Here is a 24,211-nt window from a genome sequence, read left to right on the forward strand (position 1 = left end):
TGCCGGAAGTGGACTAGCATTGATGCCTCGAATGGGGCCTCTTCTCTATATTCTTCCAGACCAATAAAATACTGTAAATATGGGTTTTCTTTAATTTGTTCTACTGTTTCACGCGGAGCTGATTCCTAATTTTTCTTTGATGATTAATGCTGCCAATGCCATTCTAAAGCTTTTGGCTGGGGCTCCCATGTCCGCTGAAAATAGCTCTGCGTATTCTCCTTCAAATTCTGACCACGGTATTAGCTCTGCCAGAATTACCCATCGATTCTGGGCTGATAATTTTCCCTCAAACGGAAGCTTAAACTCTCCCTGCTGGGGAGTCGTGTTGGAGGCGGGTCGGTACATAGTTTGTGACCTACTCCCTGATGGTGATGCAAGGTTTCTCGGTCATTTTACACCACCACCTTACACTTCCACAGGTTTTTCTGCGACGCAATCCCTCTGGTGTCTCCTTTTCGCTCTTATTCAGCAAGCCCGAATTAAGTCTTGTCCTGGAACTATTCCGGGTGCTGGTACACCGATTACCATTGCTCCACATTCATGACATTGACATTTGACTCGTTGATATTCCACCACTTCAATTGGTAAGGCTGCTAGACAGGCTACTTACTGCTTGCTATAACCAATCGGATCGCTTAATTCTCTACTACCACAATGCTCACAAGATTCAGGAGTGCTGATTTGATATCTATCTACTCGCCCAAACCCTTTTCGGGTTTTGCCGATATGTCCCAGCTGTCCTCCTGCTTTGCGTTTTGGTTGGGACTCTGACTCTTTTGAGTTGTCAAAAGCGGCTGTCTCTGATTTCTGTATCAGATCGCTTGATGGGGGTTTCGATGATGTTTTGCTATTGCTGGGCTGTCTCTCTTGGAGCTTTTCGAGCTGGAGTTGTAATTTTTCAATCAGCTTCTGTTGGGCGAGCACAATTTTGACCAGCTCCTCACGACTTAACTGGTCAACCATTTTTAATTTTAGTGCTGCTGATAACTCTGACTTTTCGCTCATCTGACTACATTACCATATTGTTCGGCTCTCTGCGGAACTATTTTTACCTGAATCCTTACGCAAGAATTACTTTTGCAGAGTAAATGGAAAGAATTAAATAATCTTAGTTATCAGTTTTATTCGCCTGCTGAATATAGAGAAATGTTAAAAGCTGTGGGATTTAGTACAAATAACGTAGATTTTTTTCATATACCTTAAAAGAGTGTAAGCTGTTGTGCATTTAAAACGCATATTGGTATAATATAACATAATGATATTCAGAAAAAGTGAATGCCTGCTAAAAATTTTCTAAGTTCCGAAACAAAGGAAACTATTCAACAAGTATTAAAAGAGCATGATCATCCAGACATTCGGCTTCATAGCCTTAATTTTTTTGTTACTAAATAACGGAAATACACAAGCTCAAACTGCTGAAGTAATTGGATGTTCTCTCAGAAAAGTAGCTTATTGGAGTATTCATGGTGATCCGGATCGATTAGAGAGTTTTAAAGATGATAGGATGAAGGGTAACTACCGAAAAGCTACAGAAGAATACATTGATTTACTTCTAGAGACAATTGAAGTAGAACCTGAGAAATATGGCTATGAATTCGGGAGATGGACAACAGCTAGACTTGCCATACATTTAAAAGAGAAGACAGGAATTGAGCTGAGTAGTACCCAAGTAAGGAGAATCTTAAAATCAAAAAAGTATGTTTACCTTTGGGCTAAATACAGCTTAAAGGATAAGCAAGATGCCGTAGAAAGGGGTTTATTTAAAGATAAATTAGATGAGTATTTAAAAATAGAAAAACAATCTCCAAACCTATTGCAGGTGTGGTTTTGGGACGAAAGTGGATTTAGCTTAAGAGTAATTAGAAGGAAAAACTGGTGTAAAAAGGGGACTCGAAGTAATAAAAGAGGAGACCGACGAAAAGGTCGTATTAATGTTATGGGTGGAGTGAGATACTCCGACAAAAAAAGATGGGTAGATTTTATGACATCTGGTAATTCTGCTAATTTTTATGCTGTGCTGAAAACTTTTTATGAAGATTTAAAATCCGAGTGGATATTGCAAGGAAATTTAGCAGAAGACTTTAAAGATAAGGGCTGTAAGTTTGTGATAATTTTGGACAACGCTAGTTTTCATAAAAAAGCAGAGACTTTGCAGAAAATAGCGTCAGAGATGCCGAATCTAATCATAGAGTTTTTGCCCAAGTATAGCCCTGACTATAACCTAGTTGAATTAGTATGGCATTCCGCAAAGGAATATGTTGCTAATAGATTATTTGAATCCATTGAAAAACTAGAATTACTGTTACATAAACTTTTAAATGAAGGAGAATTAATTATGAAATGGAACCGAAAGATCAAAAACAAAGGTAACTTAGTTAATGCAGTTTAGATGTCGAACAGCTTAGCAAAATATAAATAAAACAACGAATTGAAAAAGATTGGCTTTCTTTGAATTCTAGGATACCTCAAGAAATTTACGATATTTTTATTGAGGATTTAGCAAGTATTGATATGGAACGCAATCCTCCCAATCCGAGCGGTTTAATTGAAAGTGAAGCAGCATGGTTAGAAATTCAAGCAACTGCAATACCGTAACAAAAAAATATTTCTGTATTGTAGGCTACAATTAACCGCCACCTTAAAAAAGCAGACATATATTAACAAACTAAATGTACGGTGGCTCAGATGTTTGACGCTTATTGACAATAGATTTGAAGGTCTCCCGATCGCCATTCCCTACAACCCTTACCCTGCAAGTCTTGCTTTGAACCAGTTTTGATAAGACAACCCGATCGCCCTTCCCAATGCTTCCTTATCGATAAGGTCATCCGAAAAGATTTACTTATCATTCAAATTTAATAATTGTTTTATAATTTCCGGAAGAGTACGGTAAAGTTAATTATCAAGTCAAGGAAACGTGTGGCTCGCAAAAAGTGAGTTCACACAACTCGGTCGATCGAAATATCGATATTAATCAATCAAAACATTCAAATCAGCAGGGATAGTTTAAAGACTTATGCCAGCCATAAATCTTTTGCTACCTCCTGCAAACCACCGCTCAAAACAGTTCGCTCGCATTCGATTAGCGAACCGAAAAAAAGCGCCTTGATAAACTTCAGTGATGTCGTTACAGAAGATTATGAATTGCAGCGAGGCTAGGCTATGACAAGATTTTCCGATCAATTTTCCAGGCGTAAATTTATCGTCACAGCAGGTGCATCTGCCCTGGGTTCAATACTGCTCAAAGGCTGTTTGGGAAATCCCCCAGAACCCGGTGCAACTGCCGGTGCTGGCGGCGCAATACCAGCAGCTACCTCAGTAGTGGCTGTTGCCAACGAGAAAAGAGTCGAAGGAATTGAAAGCACTAAAATCACATTGGGATACATCCCGATCGTCGAAGCAGCACCTTTAATCATTGCCCAAGAAAAAGGCTTTTTTGCCAAATACGGCATGACCGAAGTTACAATTGCCAAGCAAGCAAACTGGGGTTCGGCAAGAGATAACGTAGAAATCGGATCTGCAGGCGGCGGCATTGACGGCGGCCAGTGGCAAATGCCGATGCCTTATCTAATTAGTAAAGGCCTGATTACCAAAAACAGCGTCCAAATCCCGATGTATGTTCTAGCCCAGTTGAACACCCATGGAAATGGAATTGCGATCGCGGCCAAACACCAAGGTAAAGGCATCGGGCTCAAACTAGATCGATCGGCCCAAGACTACATCAAAGGCCTCAAACAAGCAGGTACTCCCTTCAAAGCAGCCTACACCTTCCCCAAAGTCAACCAAGACTTGTGGATTCGCTACTGGCTGGCAGCTAACGGCATCAATCCCGATACAGATGTCGAACTGCTAACAGTACCGGCCGCCCAAACCGTGGCCAACATGAAAACCGGAAGCATGGACGGTTTCAGCACCGGCGACCCCTGGCCGCTGCGGATTGTCAAAGAAAACATCGGCTTCATGTCCGCCCTCACTTCCGAAATCTGGAAAGCACATCCAGAGGAATATCTAGCAATTCGCAGCGACTGGGTAGACCAACACCCCAAAGCCACCGAAGCCTTACTCGCAGGACTAATTGAGGCACAGCAGTGGTGCGACAAGCCCGAAAATCGAGCCGAATTAGTCGCCATTGTTTCTGGAAGAAATTTCTTTGACGTATCTCCCACAGTTTTGACGCCTCCTTATGAAGGCAAGTATGTCATGGGCGACGGCAAACCAGACATCAACGACTTCAACAGTAGTCCCCTGTACTGGAAAGACGCGATCGGCAACGTTTCCTATCCCTACAAGAGTCACGATTTGTGGTTCTTAACGGAAAGCGTGCGCTGGGGTTTCCTGCCGGCAACAACCTTGGCAGATTCTAAGACCATCATCGATAAAGTCAACCGAGAAGATATCTGGAAGAAAGCAGCTAAATTAGCCGGAGTTGCTGATGCTGACATTCCGAAAAGTACGTCTCGCGGCATTGAGAAGTTCTTTGATGGCAAAGAATTTAACCCGCAAAATCCAGAAGCTTACCTCAAGAGTTTGGCAATTAAAAAAGTGTGATGGGGTTTTAGCTTCGCATAATTTAGTCTCGAAAAAAACAGAAGAAACATAGGAGATTATCAAGATGGCTGTCAGCACAAATCGGAGAGGCGGAGTCGATGTCCAAGGAGCATTTGGCGAATTTTGGAAGAAGAATTCCTCAAATATCTTGCCGCCAATTTTGGGAGTAATTGGATTTCTGTTAGTTTGGCAGTTCCTGTCGAGTTTGGGAATTATCAAATTGCCCGGACCCCTCAGCGTTTGGACTGACGAACGGACGCGGATACTGTTGATGTATCCTTTCATGAACTCCAAAACCTACGGAGTCGGCTTATTTTGGCAGACTTTGGCTAGTTTGGAACGGGTGGCAAAAGGCTACACTCTCGCGGCTGCTGTGGGAATTAGCCTGGGAGTTGTTGTAGGTACGAATCCCTTCTTGAACAAGGCTTTAGATCCGATTTTCCAGTTTTTGCGGATGGTGGCGCCTTTGGCTTGGGTGCCGATCGCCCTGGCTGCACTGCAACAAAACGAACCTGCTGCTTTGTTCGTGATTTTTATCACTTCAGTTTGGCCGATTTTAATCAACACGGCTGAAGGTGTTCGCCAAATTCCCGACGATTACAACAACGTGGCGAAAGTGCTGCAACTTTCTCGTCGAGAATATTACATCAACATCTTGTTTCCGTCGGCGCTTCCTTATATCTTCACAGGATTGAGAATTGCGATCGGTTTGGCTTGGCTGGCGATTATTGCTGCAGAAATTGTGATGTCTGGGATTACGGGTATCGGCTTCTTTATTTGGAATGCTTACCAGCAAAACTACATCAGCGAAATTCTGTTAGCGGTGTTCTACATTGGGGCTGTTGGTTTGTTGCTCGATCGGCTGATGGCTTGGTTGCAGCAAAAGATTGCTCCCCCTCAAGGAAAGTAGCTAATTCGATAGGTTAACGGTTGACTGTTGACTGTTACAGGAATTACGAATGACGGTTGACTGTTACGATAATTACGAACTCCGAGGCTCATAAACCTGTTTTTTAAACTATTGTTGAGGGATTAAACAAAGTATTTTGATAAGTTTAAAAACCAGTTGTAGCCATCCAGTAATGTATTAACTGTTAGCTGTTGTATATCAACCCCGAACAGTCAACAGTCAACCCCTAACAGTCAACAGTTAACCCCGAACAGTCAACAGTCAACCGCGAACAGTCAACAGTTAACCGCGAACAGTCAACAGTCAAGAATCAATATCTAGCGAAACAACAAACCTACAAAAAAGGCAAGAAAATCATGTCTGTTTTGATTGCAGTAGAACAACTCGAAAAAGTTTTTAATTTATCAGACGGTGGCACATACATTGCTCTCAAAGGCATCGATCTGGAAATTAAAAAAGGCGAATTTATCTCATTAATAGGACACTCCGGCTGCGGCAAATCTACGCTGCTCAATATGGTGGCAGGTTTGGATATGCCGACATCCGGATTGGTGACAATTGAAGGGCAAAGAATCACCCAGCCCGGCCCCGATCGCATGGTAGTATTCCAAAACTATTCCCTGCTACCTTGGCGGACGGTCAGAGAAAACATTACCCTAGCCGTAGACTCGGTAATGAGCGGCTTACCCAAAGCCGAACGCCTCGAAATCATTCAAAAACACATCGATATGGTGGGCTTAACTCCCCACGCCGAAAAACAACCCGCACTGCTTTCGGGCGGACAAAAACAGCGCGTGGCGATCGCCCGTGCTCTGGCCCTGCGCCCCAAACTGTTACTCTTAGACGAACCCTTCGGCGCTTTGGATGCTTTGACTCGCGGCAACTTGCAAGAAAAGTTGATGGAAATTTGCCAAGAGTACGAAATCAGCGCCCTGATGGTAACGCACGATGTGGATGAGGCAGTGTTGCTGAGCGATCGCATCGTCATGCTCACCAACGGCCCAGAATCGAAGATTGGCGGCATTCTCGAAGTAGACATCCCCCGCCCCCGCAAACGGATGGAAGTAGTCTCGCACCCCAGCTACTACGCTCTACGTAGCGAAATGATTTACTTCCTCAACCAGCAGAAGCGCGTCAAAAAACTGCGGGCGCGGAAAGTACCCGCGATCGCCCGCCACGGCCTGGAAAAAGTCAACCTCGAACTCGGCTTTATTCCCCTGGCAGCCTGTGCTCCCCTCGCTGTCGCCAAAGAAAAAGGCTTTTTTGCCAAGCACGGCCTCGATGAAGTCCACCTCGTGCGGGAAACAAGCTGGCGCGGCATCGTAGACGGCATCGCCGCAGGTTACTTAGACGCAGCTCAAATGCCCTCTGGGATGGCGGTGTGGTTGAGCTTGGGGGGCCACCAAGAGAAGCCGATTCCGACAGTTACAGCCCTCACCATGAGCCGCAACGGCAACGGAATTACCCTCGCGAGGCGCTTTTACGACCAAGGGATCTACACTCTGGCAGACTTTAAAAAAATGCTCCAGAGAACGCCCGCGCAAACGCACCGTATGGGCATCGTTCACCCTTCTTCGATGCACAACCTGTTGCTGCGTTACTGGCTGGCTTCCGGCGGCATTGACCCGGATCGCGATGTGTTGCTGAAAAATATCCCACCGGCTCAGATGATCGTTGACTTGCAGGGCGGCACTATTGACGGTTTCTGCGTCGGCGAACCTTGGAACTTGCGGGCCTCAATGGAAGGAGTCGGCTTTACGGTGGCGACAGATTTGGAACTGTGGCCCGGACACCCCGCGAAAATTCTCGGAGTTCGGGAAGACTGGGCAAATGCTTATCCCAACACTCACATTGCTCTAGTCAAAGCTTTGCTCGAAGCTTGCCACTATTGCGCCGATCCAAATCACGCCCAAGAGGTTTCGGAAATTGTCGCGGGAAGGGAGTACGTCGCCACCGACAAGAGTTACATCCAACTCGGCGACCCGAACTCTTTTGCTTGCAACCTCGATACTCCGATGCGGGAATACGCCCACCACTTGTTTTCTGGAGAGGGGGTGAATCGCCCTAGCCGCACCGAACAACTCTGGCACATGGTGCAGATGGCGCGCTGGGGCGATACCGTGTTCCCGCGCAACTGGGTGGAAATTCTGGAACGAGTGGTGCGAGTCGGTGCGTTCAGCACGGCGGCGCGAGAGCTGGGGATGGCTGATATTAATTACACTCGCGGTTCTCTCAGCTTGTTTGACGGCTCGGTGTTTAATGCTGACGATCCGATCGGCTATCTCAACAATCTGGCGATTAAACGCGATTTCACGATGGCGGAAGTTGTACTCGATTCCGGCCGCAGAGCTGCTTAAAGCGGTTTTTAGTTAGATAAAAACAGGGTAATTGCTAATTGTTAGTTGTTGGTTTTTAGTTGTTAATTGTTAACTGCTAATTGTTAACTGCTAATTGCTAATTAGTAATTCCCTCTTCCTTCTTCCCTCTTGCCTCTTCCTTCTTTCTTTCTTTGCGAATCACCCACTCACAATTTCCTAAACCCATGCTCAACAACACTAAAAACCAGACGGACACCAAAACTCAAATCCAGCGGGGAAAAGGCCGCCACCAACCTTTTTTGGTGATGGACAATGTTTATAAAGTATATCCAAACGGTTACAGGGCTTTAGAAAACGTCAATCTGAATGTAGCTGAGGGAGAGTTTATTGCTCTGATCGGACACTCGGGCTGCGGCAAATCAACACTGTTAAATATGGTGTCGGGTTTTAGCCATCCCAGCCAGGGCACCGTGACGATTAACGGGCAGCGGATTACGAAGCCGGGCCCCGATCGCATGGTGGTGTTTCAGGGTTACGCTTTGTTGCCTTGGCGGACGGTGTTTGAAAATGTTTATTTGGCGGTTAATTCTGTATTTCCGAATAAGTCGAAGGTCGAAAAAAATGCGATCGTCAAAGAGCATTTGGCTATGGTGGGATTGACAGAAGCTGCTGAGAAAAGACCGCCGCAAATTTCGGGGGGGATGAAGCAGCGGGTTTCGATCGCCCGCGCTTTGGCAATTCGCCCGAAAGTGCTGATTTTAGACGAACCTTTTGGTGCTCTGGACGCAATTACTAAGGAAGAATTGCAGGAAGAATTGCTGAAAATCTGGAACGATCACCGCTGTACGGTGTTGATGATTACTCACGATATTGACGAAGCGCTGTTTTTGGCAGATCGACTGGTAATGATGACTAACGGCCCGTCGGCGACAATTGGCGAGGTTCTGGAGATTCCTTTTCCGCGTCCGCGCGATCGGGTTCAAATGATGGAAGATCCGGAATACTACAATTTGCGGAACTACGCCCTAGATTTCCTGTTCCGCCGCTTTGCACACGATCACGATGCCTAATCGGTTGGGAAATCAAAGTTAAAGGGGAGAATATGAGGCTTCTCGAACAATTTTAATTCTTGTGGGAAGTAGGTTTTAGGCATCTTCCCTGGCCTTGACTGACTTTTTTCGTAAAAGTCTATTGACAAGTTGAAGCCCCAGTGTTGCCCGATTTCAGGGGAACAGCGCTGCGGGCGCAATTTTCCCGATCCGGTTGGGTAAACTGAAGCTTAATGGTGGGCGATAAGTTTTTTCAGACGTTCGGATCTTTTTCCGATATTTTACGTCTACCAGCGAAGAGACCCGATTGCCTAGCTGTCGGTAAGCTGGCATGAACTGAGCTCACCTTCGATCGAGGGTGGGCTTCTTCTTCATGTTATTAACAGTTTTTGGGCGATCGGTGGTTGGTGCATTCCACCCTTGGAACTGGCACACTGCGGGAACGTTTATCGGTGTTTCATGGATTAAGGCTTTTGTCAATATAGCGGTTTTCAGTTGAGTGAAGTACAGACGAGCGGGTAGGAAAACGGTCGATCCTAAGTCCGGCGCGGGGATCTGTGACTTTTAACAATTGGTATCAGACTGATGATTGTAGCAAGACTTTTTTAAATTGGTATTACTCAGCTTTGCACGGAAAACTCCTCTGGGTCAATATCCCAATTTACCCAGCGAATTGCTTCGAGAGCCGATCGCACATCAGGCGGCACGCGCAAAGCGTGAATGTGTCCCGTGCTCGGACAAGTCATTTTTAACAAATAAACTGGCTTTGCATTACCCTCGTTATCAAAATCATCGTCAAAATCGATGCTTAATAAAGTGTATTCCTGCCAACTATCTAATTCTGTCACCTCTAATTCTTGAATTATGCGATCGTAAGTAATTCCCTGAATTAATGCCCGCCGAACTTCCGCATTCTTTTCCTTCAAGACCCACTTAGACTGCCACTGGTTCGGGTGCAGCCTACCGTACCATTCGGGCAAGATAACGCCGTGATAGGCGTAAATCGAAACACCGTCAGCAAACCGTACCGCTGGTGTTCCTGCGGCGTGCAAGCGGTGGTTGCTGTCAACGGAAAGTACGATCGGCTTGGAGCAGACAATGCAAACTTTGTCATAGGGATAAATCAAGCCGCAATCCCGGACAATCGATTGAAAAACTATCTAATTTCTGCCGTAGGAATGAGGTAAATTTAGAACAGAAATGCAAAAATCTAACAAACTTCCATAAGCAGCCAATAATTCGGGCTGAATGCAATTATCGATTTGTTTTCCTAGTGTCAGCCAGTGAATTTTTCTGCCAGTACCGCTAAATTGTTGTGACAATTTGTTTGATGTTTTTCCAGTTAAATCCTCCTCTTGCGGCCCCCAGAGTTGACTTTGTAGTTCAGTGTAAAGTTGATGTTCTAGTTGACTTTGCAGTTGTCTTTCCAGTTGGCTTTCAAGTTCGCTGCGTAGATAACTCCGCAGTTGTTTTTCAAATTCGCCGCGCAGTTTGCTTTCTAATTGACTCCGCAGTAGGCTCCTCGGATGGTCAATTTGACTGACGATTATATCGGCAGCTTCGTAGGGGCGATCGACAAAAATGATTTCTGGTGCTTTTTTGCCGATCGCACTGTAAGCCGATTTAACTGTTTCCGCAGCTTGCAAGCGATTTATGGGGCCTGTGGAAAGCGCGATCGCTCTCCACTTTTCCCGATAAACTGGAATCAAAGCTGCTTGTTCTGGCGTTAGTTTTTTAACCTTAGTCTGCGACATACCGCCAGCCTTGCGGTTCGTATTCGCGCTGAATTCGCACCATCCAATTACCTTCGGGAATTGCGATCGCACGGTGTTCTTCGTGACTCAATAAAGCTGTCGGAGAAAGCACCCGCAAGTACAGAGTGCCGTCTTTTTCGTACAGTTCAGCTTGTCCTTCAATAATCTGGTGAGAATGTCCGGTGACTTCACCTTCGGCAAGAGTTAGGTGAGGTTTTTTTTCTCCTTCGATTTGCTGTACGGGGGTGAGAATTACGTCCCCTTGTCGGATGGGCTGCATAGGTTTTTTCTAAATATTGTTTGCTAGTGTCGGTCGATCGAGCTTTCCTACCGCCACTCTATGCTACAAATGTAATACACGCTTGTCAAGAGCCACAAACCAAACTCCATAACTCTTGGCTGCACTTACAGGCGTTATCTTGGAGCGTGAAAGTGCGATCGTCGGAAACAGGAATGCTATAATAGACGCGAGTTTCGAGAAAGTCGCCTATCAAGGGCAGGTTTATAGATATTGTCGATGTCAATTAAAAGTTGTTGGTGAAACCCGGTCCTTATAGGAGTGGGTTTGCTCGTTATCAGGCTCTGCCCGGTAACGGATATATAGAGGCTCTGCCTTTACAGAAAAAAACATCACAAACCGAAAATCTCTTTCAACAACAACAGCACCCAGCCATATGTACCGAGTGATTTCCTCTTTTTTCAACTTCGATTCGGAGTTGCAATATATCCTGAGATTCACTTGCATTGCTCCCCTCTAATTAGTTGAGGAAGTATCAGCTTTGTTGGTGGGTGCTGTTATTGGTTTTTAATGAGACAGATTTGAGATTAAACAGCGTTTTACTCCTTAGATTTTATTGTGAACTTCGCTGTGGGATTTTGATGTGGTATCTGTCAGAGAAGCTTTTTGTTCGCTTCATATTATTAATTTAGCACCTTCTTCTAGAAGCACAAGTACCTGCAACTAAACTTTACATTTTTAGAAGTAAGGGCGGATAATTATGAAGTTAAATCAAGCATAGAGCTTTCTAGCTGCTCAGCCAAAACAGTAGAGTTCGGCTGTGCTTGCTGTTGCGACAAACAGGCATAATGTGTGCATGAAAACAACCAAACTCATCAAAATGTGCGCCTTATCACTCAGCATCTTTATGCTGTGCAGCAGTGCAGCGGCTGCTTCAACGACGGCGAACCCTCAACCTCCGCAAACTTACACTAACCAAGAGATTCTGCAACAGTTGGTAAAGGCAAAAGTCGTGTATCTGGGAGAAACCCACGATAGCGCGGAAGACCACCAAGCTCAACTGGCGATTATCCGAGAAATGCAGCGGCAAAATCGGAAAATTGCGATCGCCCTAGAAATGTTTCAGCGTCCCTTTCAAAGCGCGATCGACAACTACTTAGCAGGTAAACTCACAGAAGAGCAATTAGTCGAGCAAACAGAGTACGAGCGCAGGTGGCGTTTTCCCTGGGAATATTACGCCCCCATTTTGCGGTTTTCCAAAGAAAATCAACTACCAGTCATCGCCTTAAATACACCGTCCGAAGTAACGAGAAAAGTTGCCTCTCAAGGTTTAGAAAGCCTGACAGCAGAGGAAAAAAAGCACATTCCGCCAATATCCGAAATTCGCACCGACAACGCCGAATACCGGCAACTGCTGCTAGAAGTTTACCAGCAACACCAAAAGGCAGAACAGGGAAATAGTAAGGCTTTTGAAAGATTTTTGCAAGCCCAAGTTTTGTGGGACGAAACTATGGCTGAAAAAATAGCTGAATTTGTCAAAGCCAACCCCGACTATCAAGTTGTCGTGTTGGCGGGAAAAGGGCACATTATTTACGGTTACGGCATTCCCAGCCGCGTCGAGAGGCGTTTGGGAGTCGGGAATGTCAAAGTGCGATCTGTCTTATTTGATTCCACTGACAATCCTCCTTTGTCCGCAGATAAACCAATTGCTGACTTTGTTTGGAAGCATTCAGAATAGGCGAGCAAAAATTGACAATATGACCTCAGCAGGGTAAGAAACCCGGTTTCTCGCCCAAATATGAGGTTTTACCGCTAGATATGTACTCATAAACCGGGTTTTTGGTAGACCGCGCGTAAGTTTTGTTAACAATTGATAGCTAGTTGGCAAGCAACCACAAATGGTACTAAAACCGCATCACCCGATCGGCTAAAATTCAATAGCCCGATCGACCTAAAAGAAAACCACCCGATCGCAGATTACCAGAAATAGATTAGAGCAGGCATACTTGAGTCATCGGTCATCGGTCGGTTATATTTGCAACAAACCGCGCGGCAGGCGCGGGATACTCCTCCGTCACGCCTGCCGGGTCTTTTTATCAAAAACCTGAGACGGTTTATTAAGAATTATTTTGATAAGTTTTTCAGTCAACCAAATCATTTAATTGACCATTCATTTTTATTTGTAAAAAATAATTTGTTTAACTGATATATCCAAGGAAGGGAGACAGCGCTCGCTTGGAATGCTAAACTAAGCGCAGAAAATGTCAAGCTCACCTTGCCAAACTATCAAGAACTACCCGTGACAAATACACCAAAAATTCTCGCATTTGCCGGAAGTACCCGCCAAGCATCCTACAACAAAATGCTGGTAAAAATAGCTGCGACAGGCGCTAGATTAGCAGGGACAGAAGTAACCTATGTAGATTTGCGAGATTTGCCCATGCCGCTGTTCGACGAAGATTTGGAAGCAAATGAAGGACTTCCCGAAAATGCTCGCAAATTCAAGGAGTTGATGATAGCCCATCAGGGACTTTTGATAGCTTCCCCGGAATACAACAGTTCAATTACCGCAGTTTTGAAAAATGCGATCGACTGGGCCTCTCGCCCGCAGCCTGGGGAACCGGGGCTGGTAGCTTTCAACGGTAAAGTAGCAGCAATTATGAGCGCTTCTCCCGGAGGTTTGGGAGGTTTGCGGGGGCTGGCTAATTTGCGATCGCTTTTGGAGAATATTAACGTGATGGTGATTCCCGATCAAAAAGCGATTTCCAAAGCCTTTGAGGCATTTAATCCTGACGGGACACTGAAAGATTCCAAGCAACAAGAGGCTGTAGAGCATCTCGGTGCTAAGCTGGCTGGAATTTTAGTAAAATTAAGCGCGTGAAGCCATTAGCTACAGCCCGAGTCTAGGGTAAATATCATACAAATTTGCGATCGCCTCCAATCATGCAACTATCAAAAGTTGCATGAGCATTTTGGTTTAAAACAAATTCAGGTGCGATCGCAAATCACCCCATTTTTTTCTTCTTCCAAGCCTCCACAAACGGCAAAAACACCGACACCAACTCCTGCCGGTTCACCACCAAAGTAGGATAAGAAACCCTCCCGTAATTCTTCCCCACTTCCAGCGGAAAAATAGCCTGGGACTCCAGCGGCAGCCAAACCGCACCCGCCGCCTTCAGAATTACCCAACTCCCCGCAATATCCCAAATTTTCGGAGTTGCTTCCACCCCTCCCAACACCGCACCCGAAGCCACAGTCAAAAAATTGTAACTAGCCATACCCAACATCCGAACTTTACTCGGAAGATCGGGCCCCATTCCCACACTCCGGGAACACAAATTAAAAAAATGATTCCCGCTGATTCGATCGGCACTCGGACGAATTGGCTGCCCGTTTAAAAACGCACCTTGAGGCATATTGTCAAACAAGCCGCCCGCCAAATCAGGTGCATAAAAACCGTGAAAAGACTGATTAATTGGCGGCAAATGCACGCAGCCAAAAACCGGAGTTCCGCGATACAACAAACCCAAAGAAATACCCCAAATCGGAATTCCCCTAGCAAAATTAGTTGTAGCATCCAAAGGATCGACAACCCAACACCATTCAGTATCGGGGAAAACCTGTTCGCCTTCCTCACTTAAAATTCCGTGAGTGGGAAAAGTAGAGGCGATCGCACTTCTAATTTCCGCATCAGCCCAATTATCGGATTTCGTTACCAAACTCCCGTCATCCTTCTCATCCGCTTGCACGGAACCGAAATCTTGCAACAACTGCTGTCCGACTCTCTCGACAGTAACCCGTGCAAAACTTAAAATAGAATCCCAAAAATTAGTCATTAGTTATTCGTTATTCGTTATTCGTTATTGATTATTGGAACTAACAAATGACACAGCCCAACTGACAACTGACACCTGCTTTCCTGACAACATATCAGTCTAATTCATTTTCAAGAATAGTGGCGATCGCACTTTTAGCATTATCCTGAAACTCCCGAACATCCACCCTACTCAACAGCCAAACAGCCAGAATCATACCCGCCGCCGGCACAGCAAACACCAACCCGTAAGCCAACATCGGCACCCCAAACAAACTCCTGCCAAAATCCAAAATAGCACCGCCGCTAACCGTCGCCACACCCCGCGCCATCGCCTGCGACAAACCCCAAGCACCAATAAAAGTCCCAGCAGTTTCTGCAGCAGTCAAATCCAACATCAAACTCAATGCACCAGTCGTCGCAATACCCGAAGCTAAACCAAACAACATTAAAGCCGACTTAAACACAATTGGATTACCCGTAAATCCAGATAAAATAATCAAACCCAAACAAGCCGCCACCGACAAACAGCCCAACCTAATTGTATTTTGCTTGCCGATGCGCGGTACAATGAAAAAACCAGTTGTACTCAAACCGATCAGAGTACCAGTACCGTAAATAGCATTCAACCGCGTAGTTTCCGAAATCGGCATCTTAAAAATTTCCCCGCCGTAAGGTTCCAAAACCGCATCCTGCATAAACAAGCAAATTGTCATAATCAGCAGGAAAGTAAAAAACAAACCAGTTTGGCGGCTAGCAGTCAAAATCCGCAGCGCACTTCCCAGAGTAATTTTATCTTCTCGATTCACTGCGCTCGATCGCACCCCGTACCGCGAATACTTTTTCTCAACCCCAAAAGTCGAAATCCCCACCAACAGCAAAACCAGCGCCGGCACCTTCACAAACAAACCGTTAATCGAACCCTGCAACACTTCCCGCGACACATCGCCATCAATTTGCTTCAGCAAACCGCTGCTAACAATCGCCCCGATAATAATACCAACCATCAGCATCGACCACACCACACCCACCAACTTCGATCGGTCCTCCTCATCCGAAACATCCACCAACAAAGCAGCAAAAGGAGTCGAACTCGAACAAATAGCAATACCGTAAAGCGCAAAAATCAAACCCAACAAACCCACCCAACCGTAAGTAGGAGTCGTCCACCCCACAGCCTCCAAACTGCCGCCCAAGCCCCACATCACCTGCACCGCCAAAAAAGCAGAAATCACAAACAAAACGCTTCCTACCCACACGTAACCCGTGCGGTGATGGCCAAACAAAGGCTTTGCATCAGACATTTGCCCGAACCACACCCTAGCCGGCGCGACAAACTGGTGCATCGCCAGCGTACCCGCCACCACAGTAGCCGGAATCGCCAACTCCTTAATCATCACGCGATTGAGCACCCCCAGCGTCAAAATCGACATCATGCCCAATCCCATCTGAAACAAACCCAACCGGAACATAGTCGCGAGGGAAACTCTCTTGATAGCAGGAGTCGCGGAATCTGTTAATCTTGAATCTGGAAAACGGTCGATCGACATAACTATTCAAATAAACACAGCATCAGCATTTATAGTAACTGAGATATCGCCACCAGCCGCGTTTCCTCCCCCGGCTAGAAGCTCGATCGCGACTATTTATAGAAAAATAATAGACAATAGAGAATTGTGGATTTACCAACCGTGACAACCATTACCCTAGGAAAAAATGGCCCAGCCGTCATTCCCCTGTGCGTCGGAACTTGGGCTTGGGGCGACAAACTATTTTGGAACTACGGCAGCAACTACGGCGCCGCCGAAGTCGAAGCAGCATTCAAAACATCCCTAGACAGCGGAGTCAACTTTTTCGACACAGCCGAAGTCTACGGTAACGGCTTGTCAGAAGAATTGCTGGGACAGTTTATCAAAAAAACCAGCCAATCCGTGCAAATAGCCACCAAATTCGGTCCCGTACCTTGGCGGATTACAGGAAAATCTGTTTCCGACGCTTTGAGTGCCAGCTTAAAACGCTTGCAAGTAGAACAAATAACCCTCTACCAAGTACACTGGCCGTTCACTTTTTTACTCAGTCAAGAAACCCTGATGAACGCCTTAGCCGACGAAGTAAAACAAGGCAGAATTCAAGCAGTAGGAGTCAGCAACTATTCAGTAGAACAGATGCGCCAAGCCCACAAAATACTAGCAGCCAGAGGCGTTCCCCTAGCAACAAATCAAGTCCGGTACTCCTTGCTGTCGCGGCAAGTAGAAAAACAAGGAATTGTTAGTGCAGCCCGCGAATTGGGAGTCAAAATTTTAGCTTACAGCCCCTTAGCCCAAGGATTGCTGACCGACAAATACACAGCCCAAGAACAACCTACAGGAGCCCGCAAAATGGACTCCCGCTTCAGCAAAAACGGCCTCGAAAAAATCGAATTAGTCATGTCCACCCTGCGGAAAATGGGCAAAAAACGCGATCGCACCCCCGCTCAAGTTGCCCTAAACTGGTTGATATGCCAAAACGGAGTCATCCCAATTCCCGGCGCCAAAACCGCCAAACAAGCCCAAGAAAATGCAGGCGCTTTAGGTTGGAATTTGAGCCAAGATGAAGTCAACCAACTAGAATTAATGACTCGTCCCTGGCGAGAATAAATTTGTTAATTGTTGACAGTGTTCGCCGTAGGTTGGGTTTTACTTCGGTCTACCCAACCTACAGTTCACTTCCTTCTTCCTTCTTCCTTCTTCCTTCTTCCTTCAATTATGAAAATCTTAACTGACTGGGGCTTCACCCGCGAAGGCTGGCGCAACAACAGCCGCGGCGAATATTTAGTTTTGCTTCAAGGAGCATTGCTCACAGGATTTGTAATCTTACCAGTTTATCAACTGCCAGGATTAAAAATGCAATCAACTCAATTGCTTTATATTACCTGGTTTCTAGCCGGTCTTCTAGGCTTAAGCGGATTAATTTTCATCATCAAAGGATTGATAGACTTAGGAAAAAACCTCACACCTTTACCGTATCCTATAGAAAACGGAGAATTAGTCCAAACAGGCATTTACGGAATAGTGCGGCATCCATTATACAGCGGCTTAATTTTAGCCGCCCTCGGCTGGACACTTTTTCAAATGAGCATATCCCACTTAATAGCCAGCGCAATATTAATAATATTTTTCGACATCAAAGCCAACCGAGAAGAAACCTGGTTAACCGAAAAATATCCAGACTATGAAAAATACAGCCAGCGAGTAAAAAAAATAATTCCCGGCATCTATTAACAGGAATAAAGCAGAAAATTATTCATGCTTTGTCCCGTCAGGCATAATCGCCCCTTTTAAATTCGCTCCTGCCAACTTGCTACTAAGCAGCAAAGCGTTCCTCAAATTAGCACCCTTTAAATTAGCCTCTTCCAGGTTTGCCATCCACAGATTCGCACCCTCCAAATTAGCACCCTCCAAGTTAGCCTTAACCATAAAAGTCCCTTTCATGAAAGCACCTTTTAAATTGGCATTTTTCAAGTTACTAGCTCCCAAATAAGCATCCTCTAGAAAGGCATTTTCTAGATTGCTACCCTCTAAATTCGCCCCTACCAAATTGGCGCTTAGCAGGTATACTCCCCGCAAATTTGCTTGTTTTAAATTAGCATTTACCAGATTGGCACTCCACAAATTGGCATCTTTCAGGTTGGCTTTTTCTAAATTGACGCCTTCCAGAAAAACTTCGCTCAAATTAGCGCCTGAGAGATTGCAGTCCAGACATTCTCTCGCTACAAGCAAATGTCGGACTCCATGCTTAACTGAGGAAATGTTGGCTGCAAAAATTATCAAACCTGTAGCTGTTAAGGCAAAAATACTAAAAGTTGCCAGCCCGATCGCACTTACAATTTTCCTTTGTCCCGCGCCCCGAAACATCCGCTTGCAGCCCCTAAAAATATTTCGATTATTGTTCGTATTTATAACCTAGTTCCTTCCTTCTCCGACCCCTATGAAAAAACAGTTAAAATTTAAATTACTCGCGATAGCTCTTATCTCCATCATAGCAACAATCGGTATCGGGTGCGATCGCCTTTTCAAAAAACCCTTTCAACTTCCCGCCTCAGCCAAACAAGAACCCTGGCCAATTCAAACAGGCCTCCGATCGGCCATCGTCCGCGAAAATATACCAACAGTCAACCGCGTAGTCTTAGTACCCGACGAAGCCACATTCTTAGCAGCAATCCAAAAATGGAATCTCAAATGCAACTGGCCTATTCTCATCGAAGATAAAAAATATGCGCCCATGTTTTTGCAGCGCTTTCAACCCGAAGAAATAGTCCGTTTGCCAAGCATCAAACAGCAACTGCCAAAAAATCAAAAACTCCAACAATTAATGCTCAACAGCGCAGCAGCGGCCTGGAATGCCACCAATACTCAAACCTTAAAAGCAAAATGGAAGCAACTCGGCTGGGAACCCCCAGGAGTAGTAATCACATCAGAAAACGACCCGGCACGCTCAGCAGCAGTTGCCTTAGCAGCCGCTCACGGCGAACCTTTAGTATTTCTAGAAGGCAACTTCGGCAAACCCAACGATACCCTCAATAACACACAGTGGAAAACTCTGCAAACAGCAGTTACAAAAGCCGTCGAATCAACGGGATATTTTTACTCTCAACTCGGAGACGCGATCGACACAATAACTATTGTACGCCAACTAGGCGTAAAATATCAATCCCCTCAAAACAAAGACGAACAATTAGCTGTTACCGACGGTTTGGGACGACACCCGAACGGCGAACGTTGGGGGGCTGTCGGCTGGATTTACGGCTCCGAAGTGCGATCGATCTATCAAGCCATGTGCGCCTTATTTCTCGATACCGAAACCGCCATGCTTTATGACAGTTACCCCAAGGAAGGAAATTGGGGAAAATATGAAATGGAGGCCGCCGCTAGCGGACTAAAAACCATAGATGTTAATGTCGAAATAGTGCAGCAACCAGAATCTAGCTTGGAAAAGTGGCGGAGTTTAGCCTCAAAACCGTGGACATTTGACTTAATATTAATGAATTCCAAAGGCTATCCAAAATCATTCCAAGTCGGCAACGGCGACGCTTCTGTCGAGGACATACCCAAACTTCAATTTCCCGCAGCAATCCACATGATCCACAGTTGGTCAGCAGCAGCGCCAGATGACAAAAACACCGTTGCCGGAAGGTGGCTAGAAAATGGTGCTTACGCATATATTGGCAGCGTCAATGAACCGCTTTTATCTGCATTTATTCCACCTAAATTAATGGTCGATCGCCTGAAGCGACGCGCACCCTTTTTAATCGCAGCACGCCAGTTAGAATCCCCTCCCTGGAAAGTCGCCACCATCGGCGATCCGCTAATGCCGATCGCCAAACCCAGACCAAGAATCCCGCCCAGTCAACAACCGATGCGATCTTGTGCGCGATCGATTGGAGATTGGAGATTGGAGATTGGAGATTGGAGATTGGAGATTTGTGGTTTTAAGGTAAAATCTCAAATCTCCAATTATTTAATCTGAATGTTGTTTTTCACTGAGTTATATGATATTAACAGTTCACTGATGCGATCGCCCTAAGCGCCAACACTGTAAATATACTTAATTAGCATTATCGCAAAAGTCTATCTAAGTTTGAATGTAACTCAGAATACAATTACGCCAAATCTGCTGACTCTCTGAATTGGTCATTCCACCCCAGCACCGGGCAAAAAAAATCTACCCTAAAATACGCCTTAATTAACTTGTCAATTCCCGTAAAATCACTCAAAATTAAAAAAAGAAATAAAATGTAATATTTATCTAACTTCTCACAGAAGAATTAACCGCTAAATGAGAGTCACCCCTCCTGTGGATCTGCCGCCACCCGGGCCAACCGCAGCAACTCCCCAAGCCTCCCGCCTAAGCCCGCTATTCAACCGCCTGCACCCGAGCCCAGAAACCCTCCTGCTCATCCTCTCCCTAGTCATCGGGGGAGTTACGGGCGCAGGCGTCGTCACCTTTCACTATCTCATCAACTTGATTCACAGCTTGATGCTGGAAGACTTTATGGGGGCGATCGCCTCCAAAGGCTCTTGGACGCTAGCCTGCATTCCCACCCTCGGCGGAGTCGTCATCGGGCTGATGCGGTGGCGGTTTCGGGACTTTGGCCCGAATATGTCTTCCTTAATTGCAGCCACCCGCGGCCTGCAAGAACTCTCTCCTCTCAAGCCCATCACCAAAATGATGGCAGCCTCAGTTTCCCTCGGCACCGGTGCCTCCCTCGGCCCGGAAGCCCCCAGCGTCGAAATCGGTGCCAACTTCGGAATGCTGCTGGCTCAAGTCTTGCAGCTCTCCCCAGAACGGCAGCGCTTGCTCCTCGGGGCGGGAGCAGCAGCAGGTTTATCCGCTGGGTTTAACTCTCCCATCGCCGGAGTCTTCTTTGCCTTAGAAGTCGTGCTCGGCAGCACCTTCGCCACTTCGTCAGTCAGCGTTGTCTTGCTCTCGGCCGTAGTTTCGGCGCTGATCGCTCAAATCTGCTTGGGAGCTCAGCCGGCGTTTGCTTTGCCGGTTTACGATGTCCGCAGCCCCCTAGAACTTCCTCTGTACATGGGATTGGGACTTTTGGCGAGCGGAGTCTCCCTAACCTACAAAGAAGCAATTCAATTGGCAGATCGCTGTTTTCAAGGCAAAATCCGAGGATTTGCTTGGCTCGGACGACTGCCCCGGCCGCTTCAGCCCATCATCGGCGGGGCCTGCGTCGGCTTAGTCGCCCTGCAATTTCCTCAAATTTTGGGTGTCGGCTACGAAACAATCCAAGCCATGCTCCAAGATGTTAAATTTTCCTTGCCTTTGCTGCTGCAGCTGCTGTTTGTCAAACTGGCGATGACAGCAATCAGCCTCGGCAGCGGTTTAGTGGGCGGTATATTCGCTCCGGCGATGTTTTTGGGAGCTTCCCTGGGTTCGGCTTACGGCCTGTTTTTGGAAATGCTGCCGGCAATGAGCGATCGAGTCGCCGGCCCTGCCGCCTACGCAATGGTGGGAATGGCCGCCGTCCTCGCCGGCAGCGCCAGAGCACCGCTGACAGCCATCCTATTGATGTTTGAATTAACCCGCGATTACCGGATTGTCTTGCCTTTGATGGCAGCAGTCGGATTGAGCGTTTGGCTGGTGGAGTGTGTCAACCGCCGATCGACAGCCCACAGCCTCAACCTTCAGCAAATGGGCGTAGACGTGGCTCTCAATACACCGATCAAAGCCAGAGAACAGTTGCAAGATTGGGAAGATGTTCTGGGCGATCGCATCGTCACAGAACTGATTTCTTGCCAAATTCCCCTTGATGACGAACACAGGGACGATGAGCCTGTGCTCGCGAGCGCTAATGCACATTTGCCGGAAAATGTCAAACCGTTACCTGAAACAAAATCAGCAGTTTGACCCAGCTCAGATCCCGTTGCTTCGTCACACAACCTATAACCTCAAAGCTAAATCTGACAACTATGATATTTATCAACCCAAAAACCGATTACGCCTTCAAAAAAATCTTCGGTTCCTCAGAAAGCAAAGAGATTCTAATTAGCTTTCTCAACGCCTTAATTTATGCAAGCAATCCCACAATTCAAGACTTAAGGAATGACGAGTTAATAACTTCAGCAATAAGCCTCTCCAAAAAGTTCTCAACCTTCTTCTCGGTTGGTTGATGAGTGGCTGTCCGATCGAGGACAGCCACTCATCAACCAACCGTCCGAGCGGGGGTACAGGCTTTCTCGATCGCCCAGGCTTTCCAAGTTTCTTGTCAAATTTTTTTGGTATAATTCCATTATGGTATACCTAAAAGCGCTCGCTCATTTATTTTTGTAATATCTTGAATATCTTACAGATAAATAAGTAAATCGGAGCTGTCTCGGAAAAATAATTGCCAAATATTATCCCAAAAAGCTGCTAGCTGTATCGGTAAAACTCGGGAATTTAATTAAACTTAAACATCAAAAAATATGTATTATTCTGAGGAAATTATTGCGAATATGCGAAAAGTTCACCAATCCTTATCCGAAAAAGATCGGCGCAAATATGCAGCGGTCGAAGCCCTTAAGCTCGGTCGTGGTGGAATTAACTATATAGCTGATGTTTTGAAAATAGATAGAAATACCATAGCCAAGGGAATTAAGGAGCTACAAACTGAATCCGACCCGATGTTTTTTAATGAACAGAGAATTCGCCGAGTGGGGGGAGGAAGAAAAACTCGGGATTCTCAGATACCTAATTTAAATGAAAGTTTTTTAAAGGTTTTAAACGATCGCACAGCCGGGAGCCCAATGTCCGAGCGAATTAAATGGACTAATCTAACTCAACAACAAATAGTTGACGGTCTGAAAGCTCAGGGAATAATAGTCAGTACAACCGTGGTTAAAAAACTCTTAAAAAAACATGGATATGTGAAACGCCAAGCTCAAAAAAAACAAACAACGGGAGTGACAAAAAATCGGAACGAACAATTTGAAAACATTGACAGAATTACGGCAGAGTATGAATTACAAGGAAATCCTATTGTTAGTATGGATACTAAAAAAAAGGAATTTATTGGCAACTTATATCGTTCTGGAAGTCTATATACTACCGAAACCATTACAACATTTGACCATGATTTTTGGAGCTTAGCTGACGGAAAAGTAGTACCTCATGGAATTTACGACCTGCAAAACAATCGAGGATATTTAAACTTAGGCGTCAGTAAAGACACGAGTGAATTTGCCTGTGATTCACTCAAAGTATGGTGGGTGAATTACGGACAATTTATCTACCCAAAAGCCAATTCAATTTTAATAAAATGCGAGGGTGGTGGCAGTAATAATTCCCGCCATCATATCTTTAAATCGGATTTACAAAAATTAGTTGACGAACTAGGAATAGAAATTAGAATAGCGCATTATCCTCCCTATACATCGAAGTACAATCCGAGCGAGCATCGCTTGTTTCCTCACGTAACGAGAGCCTGTCAAGGAGTAATTTTTACCAGTCTCGCTCTAGTCAAACAACTTATGGAGAAGACTCAAACAAAAACCGGGCTTTCAGTGGTAGTTAATGTCATCGATAAAATTTATCAAACGGGTCGAAAAGTAGCCAAGGGATTTAAAGAAACAATGACAATTATTTTTGATGACTATCTATCTAAATGGAATTATCGCGCAGTTCCAACTATTCAGTAAGAGCTTCCGTTATTCAATTGTTATTCCTGAAGTTTAGCAAAAAAACACGCAAAAAATCTGACAATAATATGAGGGCAATTTCCCTCGAAAAAGCCGATTGTTTTAATCAGACGGTTGGTTAATAAATGCCAGTTTTCTCGAGGAATGGCATTTATTAACCATCCACCAACCGGGGGAACCAGTTTGGAACTTTTAAGAGAACTTAATGCTGAAGTTATTAAATCGTCATTCCTAACGATAGATGCTATGGGCTGTCAAAAAGACATAACATCTCTGATTATCAAGAAAAAAGGAGATTACATTTTAGCTTTAAAAGGGAATCAAAAACTCCTATATTATAGTCATTTCAAATAAAAAAGAGACACTATTGAGCGCAGTAGGCACAGATAAGTTCATCTAAAGATGTCCCAGCA

General features: G+C 45.5%; 21 protein-coding genes and 3 pseudogenes. 15 read left to right on the forward strand and 9 right to left on the reverse strand.

Features of this window, described 5'->3' with window-relative positions; genetic code table 11:
• A pseudogene (locus QUA80_RS29205) lies at nt 1-345 on the reverse strand (transposase); the annotation flags it as partial.
• A gap of 261 nt (nt 346-606) precedes the next feature.
• Complete coding sequence (locus QUA80_RS29210) at nt 607-1,005, reverse strand: DUF6444 domain-containing protein (RefSeq protein ID WP_333428466.1); 399 nt, start codon at nt 1,003-1,005, stop codon at nt 607-609.
• A gap of 270 nt (nt 1,006-1,275) precedes the next feature.
• On the opposite strand from QUA80_RS29210, the pseudogene QUA80_RS29215 reads away from it, so the two are divergent.
• From QUA80_RS29215 to QUA80_RS29240, 6 genes and pseudogenes are all read left to right on the forward strand, one after another.
• Nucleotides 1,276-2,389: pseudogene (locus QUA80_RS29215) on the forward strand (IS630 family transposase).
• Between the two features lie 59 nt (nt 2,390-2,448).
• Nucleotides 2,449-2,595, forward strand: coding sequence for a hypothetical protein (locus QUA80_RS29220; protein WP_333428467.1), 147 nt, complete (start codon nt 2,449-2,451; stop codon nt 2,593-2,595).
• A 567-nt stretch (nt 2,596-3,162) separates the two neighbouring features.
• Nucleotides 3,163-4,548, forward strand: coding sequence for a CmpA/NrtA family ABC transporter substrate-binding protein (locus tag QUA80_RS29225; RefSeq protein WP_333428468.1), 1,386 nt, complete (start codon nt 3,163-3,165; stop codon nt 4,546-4,548).
• Nucleotides 4,549-4,612: 64 nt separating this feature from the next.
• Nucleotides 4,613-5,458 (forward strand): nitrate ABC transporter permease, encoded by an 846-nt coding sequence (gene ntrB, locus QUA80_RS29230; protein ID WP_333428469.1) that lies wholly within the window; start codon nt 4,613-4,615, stop codon nt 5,456-5,458.
• Nucleotides 5,459-5,814: 356 nt separating this feature from the next.
• Nucleotides 5,815-7,815 (forward strand): nitrate ABC transporter ATP-binding protein, encoded by a 2,001-nt coding sequence (locus QUA80_RS29235; RefSeq protein WP_333428470.1) that lies wholly within the window; start codon nt 5,815-5,817, stop codon nt 7,813-7,815.
• Between the two features lie 185 nt (nt 7,816-8,000).
• Entirely contained in the window at nt 8,001-8,846 is an 846-nt protein-coding gene (locus tag QUA80_RS29240; RefSeq protein WP_333428471.1) for a nitrate ABC transporter ATP-binding protein, read from the forward strand.
• Between the two features lie 599 nt (nt 8,847-9,445).
• Here QUA80_RS29240 and QUA80_RS29245 read toward each other — a convergent pair.
• From QUA80_RS29245 to QUA80_RS29255, 3 genes are read right to left on the reverse strand one after another with little or no spacing between them, the layout of a single operon-like run.
• Nucleotides 9,446-9,985: a DUF6745 domain-containing protein gene (locus QUA80_RS29245; protein WP_333428485.1), complete on the reverse strand. Its 540-nt coding sequence runs from the start codon at nt 9,983-9,985 to the stop codon at nt 9,446-9,448.
• Entirely contained in the window at nt 9,986-10,579 is a 594-nt protein-coding gene (locus tag QUA80_RS29250; RefSeq protein ID WP_333428472.1) for a hypothetical protein, read from the reverse strand. It abuts the gene before it with no gap.
• Nucleotides 10,566-10,859 (reverse strand): hypothetical protein, encoded by a 294-nt coding sequence (locus QUA80_RS29255; protein WP_333239336.1) that lies wholly within the window; start codon nt 10,857-10,859, stop codon nt 10,566-10,568. Before QUA80_RS29255 ends, QUA80_RS29250 begins: the two co-directional genes overlap by 14 nt.
• 26 nt (nt 10,860-10,885) lie before the next feature.
• On the opposite strand from QUA80_RS29255, the gene QUA80_RS29260 reads away from it, so the two are divergent.
• The 3 genes from QUA80_RS29260 (at nt 10,886) to QUA80_RS29270 (ending at nt 13,698) form a co-directional block, all read left to right on the forward strand.
• Nucleotides 10,886-11,041 (forward strand): hypothetical protein, encoded by a 156-nt coding sequence (locus tag QUA80_RS29260; RefSeq protein ID WP_333428473.1) that lies wholly within the window; start codon nt 10,886-10,888, stop codon nt 11,039-11,041.
• Nucleotides 11,042-11,673: 632 nt separating this feature from the next.
• Nucleotides 11,674-12,555 carry a ChaN family lipoprotein gene (locus QUA80_RS29265; RefSeq protein ID WP_333428474.1) on the forward strand — a complete coding sequence of 294 codons (882 nt, stop codon included), beginning with the start codon at nt 11,674-11,676 and terminating at the stop codon, nt 12,553-12,555.
• A 561-nt stretch (nt 12,556-13,116) separates the two neighbouring features.
• On the forward strand, nt 13,117-13,698 hold the full coding sequence (locus tag QUA80_RS29270; RefSeq protein ID WP_333428475.1) for an NAD(P)H-dependent oxidoreductase: 582 nt from the start codon (nt 13,117-13,119) through the stop codon (nt 13,696-13,698).
• A 124-nt stretch (nt 13,699-13,822) separates the two neighbouring features.
• Here QUA80_RS29270 and QUA80_RS29275 read toward each other — a convergent pair whose 3' ends face one another.
• Complete coding sequence (locus QUA80_RS29275; RefSeq protein ID WP_333428476.1) at nt 13,823-14,653, reverse strand: inositol monophosphatase family protein; 831 nt, start codon at nt 14,651-14,653, stop codon at nt 13,823-13,825.
• 94 nt (nt 14,654-14,747) lie between these two features.
• Nucleotides 14,748-16,181, reverse strand: a complete 1,434-nt coding sequence (locus QUA80_RS29280; RefSeq protein WP_333428477.1) for a BCD family MFS transporter — start codon at nt 16,179-16,181, stop codon at nt 14,748-14,750.
• Between the two features lie 141 nt (nt 16,182-16,322).
• Between QUA80_RS29280 and QUA80_RS29285 the strand changes: the two genes are divergently transcribed.
• Nucleotides 16,323-17,267 (forward strand): aldo/keto reductase, encoded by a 945-nt coding sequence (locus QUA80_RS29285; RefSeq protein ID WP_333428478.1) that lies wholly within the window; start codon nt 16,323-16,325, stop codon nt 17,265-17,267.
• Nucleotides 17,268-17,375: 108 nt separating this feature from the next.
• Nucleotides 17,376-17,891: an isoprenylcysteine carboxylmethyltransferase family protein gene (locus QUA80_RS29290; protein ID WP_333428479.1), complete on the forward strand. Its 516-nt coding sequence runs from the start codon at nt 17,376-17,378 to the stop codon at nt 17,889-17,891.
• An 18-nt stretch (nt 17,892-17,909) separates the two neighbouring features.
• On the opposite strand, the gene QUA80_RS29295 is transcribed toward QUA80_RS29290, so the two are convergent.
• Nucleotides 17,910-18,524: a pentapeptide repeat-containing protein gene (locus QUA80_RS29295; protein WP_333428480.1), complete on the reverse strand. Its 615-nt coding sequence runs from the start codon at nt 18,522-18,524 to the stop codon at nt 17,910-17,912.
• 73 nt (nt 18,525-18,597) lie between these two features.
• On the opposite strand from QUA80_RS29295, the gene QUA80_RS29300 reads away from it, so the two are divergent.
• The 3 genes and pseudogenes from QUA80_RS29300 to QUA80_RS29310 form a co-directional block, all read left to right on the forward strand.
• Nucleotides 18,598-20,136 carry a hypothetical protein gene (locus QUA80_RS29300; protein WP_333428481.1) on the forward strand — a complete coding sequence of 513 codons (1,539 nt, stop codon included), beginning with the start codon at nt 18,598-18,600 and terminating at the stop codon, nt 20,134-20,136.
• A gap of 309 nt (nt 20,137-20,445) precedes the next feature.
• Nucleotides 20,446-22,029 (forward strand): chloride channel protein, encoded by a 1,584-nt coding sequence (locus QUA80_RS29305; protein WP_333428482.1) that lies wholly within the window; start codon nt 20,446-20,448, stop codon nt 22,027-22,029.
• A 62-nt stretch (nt 22,030-22,091) separates the two neighbouring features.
• Nucleotides 22,092-22,220 (forward strand): annotated as a pseudogene (locus QUA80_RS29310) (PD-(D/E)XK nuclease family transposase); the annotation flags it as partial.
• A 48-nt stretch (nt 22,221-22,268) separates the two neighbouring features.
• On the opposite strand, the gene QUA80_RS29315 reads toward QUA80_RS29310, so the two are convergent.
• Entirely contained in the window at nt 22,269-22,412 is a 144-nt protein-coding gene (locus QUA80_RS29315) for a hypothetical protein (protein ID WP_333428483.1), read from the reverse strand.
• Nucleotides 22,413-22,586: 174 nt separating this feature from the next.
• On the opposite strand from QUA80_RS29315, the gene QUA80_RS29320 reads away from it, so the two are divergent.
• Nucleotides 22,587-23,798, forward strand: a complete 1,212-nt coding sequence (locus QUA80_RS29320; RefSeq protein WP_333428484.1) for an ISAzo13 family transposase — start codon at nt 22,587-22,589, stop codon at nt 23,796-23,798.
• Nucleotides 23,799-24,211: the final 413 nt, after the last annotated feature.

The organism is Microcoleus sp. F4-D5 (genome assembly GCF_036704885.1).
GTDB lineage: Bacteria > Cyanobacteriota > Cyanobacteriia > Cyanobacteriales > Microcoleaceae > Microcoleus.

Coding starts and splice junctions, on each gene's coding strand:
- QUA80_RS29210 (WP_333428466.1), bottom strand. CDS start 1,005: ATGAGCGAAAAGTCAGAGTTATCAGCAGCACTAAAATTAAAAATGGTT.
- QUA80_RS29225 (WP_333428468.1), top strand. CDS start 3,163: ATGACAAGATTTTCCGATCAATTTTCCAGGCGTAAATTTATCGTCACA.
- ntrB (WP_333428469.1), top strand. CDS start 4,613: ATGGCTGTCAGCACAAATCGGAGAGGCGGAGTCGATGTCCAAGGAGCA.
- QUA80_RS29235 (WP_333428470.1), top strand. CDS start 5,815: ATGTCTGTTTTGATTGCAGTAGAACAACTCGAAAAAGTTTTTAATTTA.
- QUA80_RS29240 (WP_333428471.1), top strand. CDS start 8,001: ATGCTCAACAACACTAAAAACCAGACGGACACCAAAACTCAAATCCAG.
- QUA80_RS29250 (WP_333428472.1), bottom strand. CDS start 10,579: ATGTCGCAGACTAAGGTTAAAAAACTAACGCCAGAACAAGCAGCTTTG.
- QUA80_RS29255 (WP_333239336.1), bottom strand. CDS start 10,859: ATGCAGCCCATCCGACAAGGGGACGTAATTCTCACCCCCGTACAGCAA.
- QUA80_RS29265 (WP_333428474.1), top strand. CDS start 11,674: ATGAAAACAACCAAACTCATCAAAATGTGCGCCTTATCACTCAGCATC.
- QUA80_RS29275 (WP_333428476.1), bottom strand. CDS start 14,653: ATGACTAATTTTTGGGATTCTATTTTAAGTTTTGCACGGGTTACTGTC.
- QUA80_RS29280 (WP_333428477.1), bottom strand. CDS start 16,181: ATGTCGATCGACCGTTTTCCAGATTCAAGATTAACAGATTCCGCGACT.
- QUA80_RS29290 (WP_333428479.1), top strand. CDS start 17,376: ATGAAAATCTTAACTGACTGGGGCTTCACCCGCGAAGGCTGGCGCAAC.
- QUA80_RS29295 (WP_333428480.1), bottom strand. CDS start 18,524: ATGTTTCGGGGCGCGGGACAAAGGAAAATTGTAAGTGCGATCGGGCTG.
- QUA80_RS29300 (WP_333428481.1), top strand. CDS start 18,598: ATGAAAAAACAGTTAAAATTTAAATTACTCGCGATAGCTCTTATCTCC.
- QUA80_RS29305 (WP_333428482.1), top strand. CDS start 20,446: ATGAGAGTCACCCCTCCTGTGGATCTGCCGCCACCCGGGCCAACCGCA.
- QUA80_RS29315 (WP_333428483.1), bottom strand. CDS start 22,412: ATGGAATTATACCAAAAAAATTTGACAAGAAACTTGGAAAGCCTGGGC.
- QUA80_RS29320 (WP_333428484.1), top strand. CDS start 22,587: ATGTATTATTCTGAGGAAATTATTGCGAATATGCGAAAAGTTCACCAA.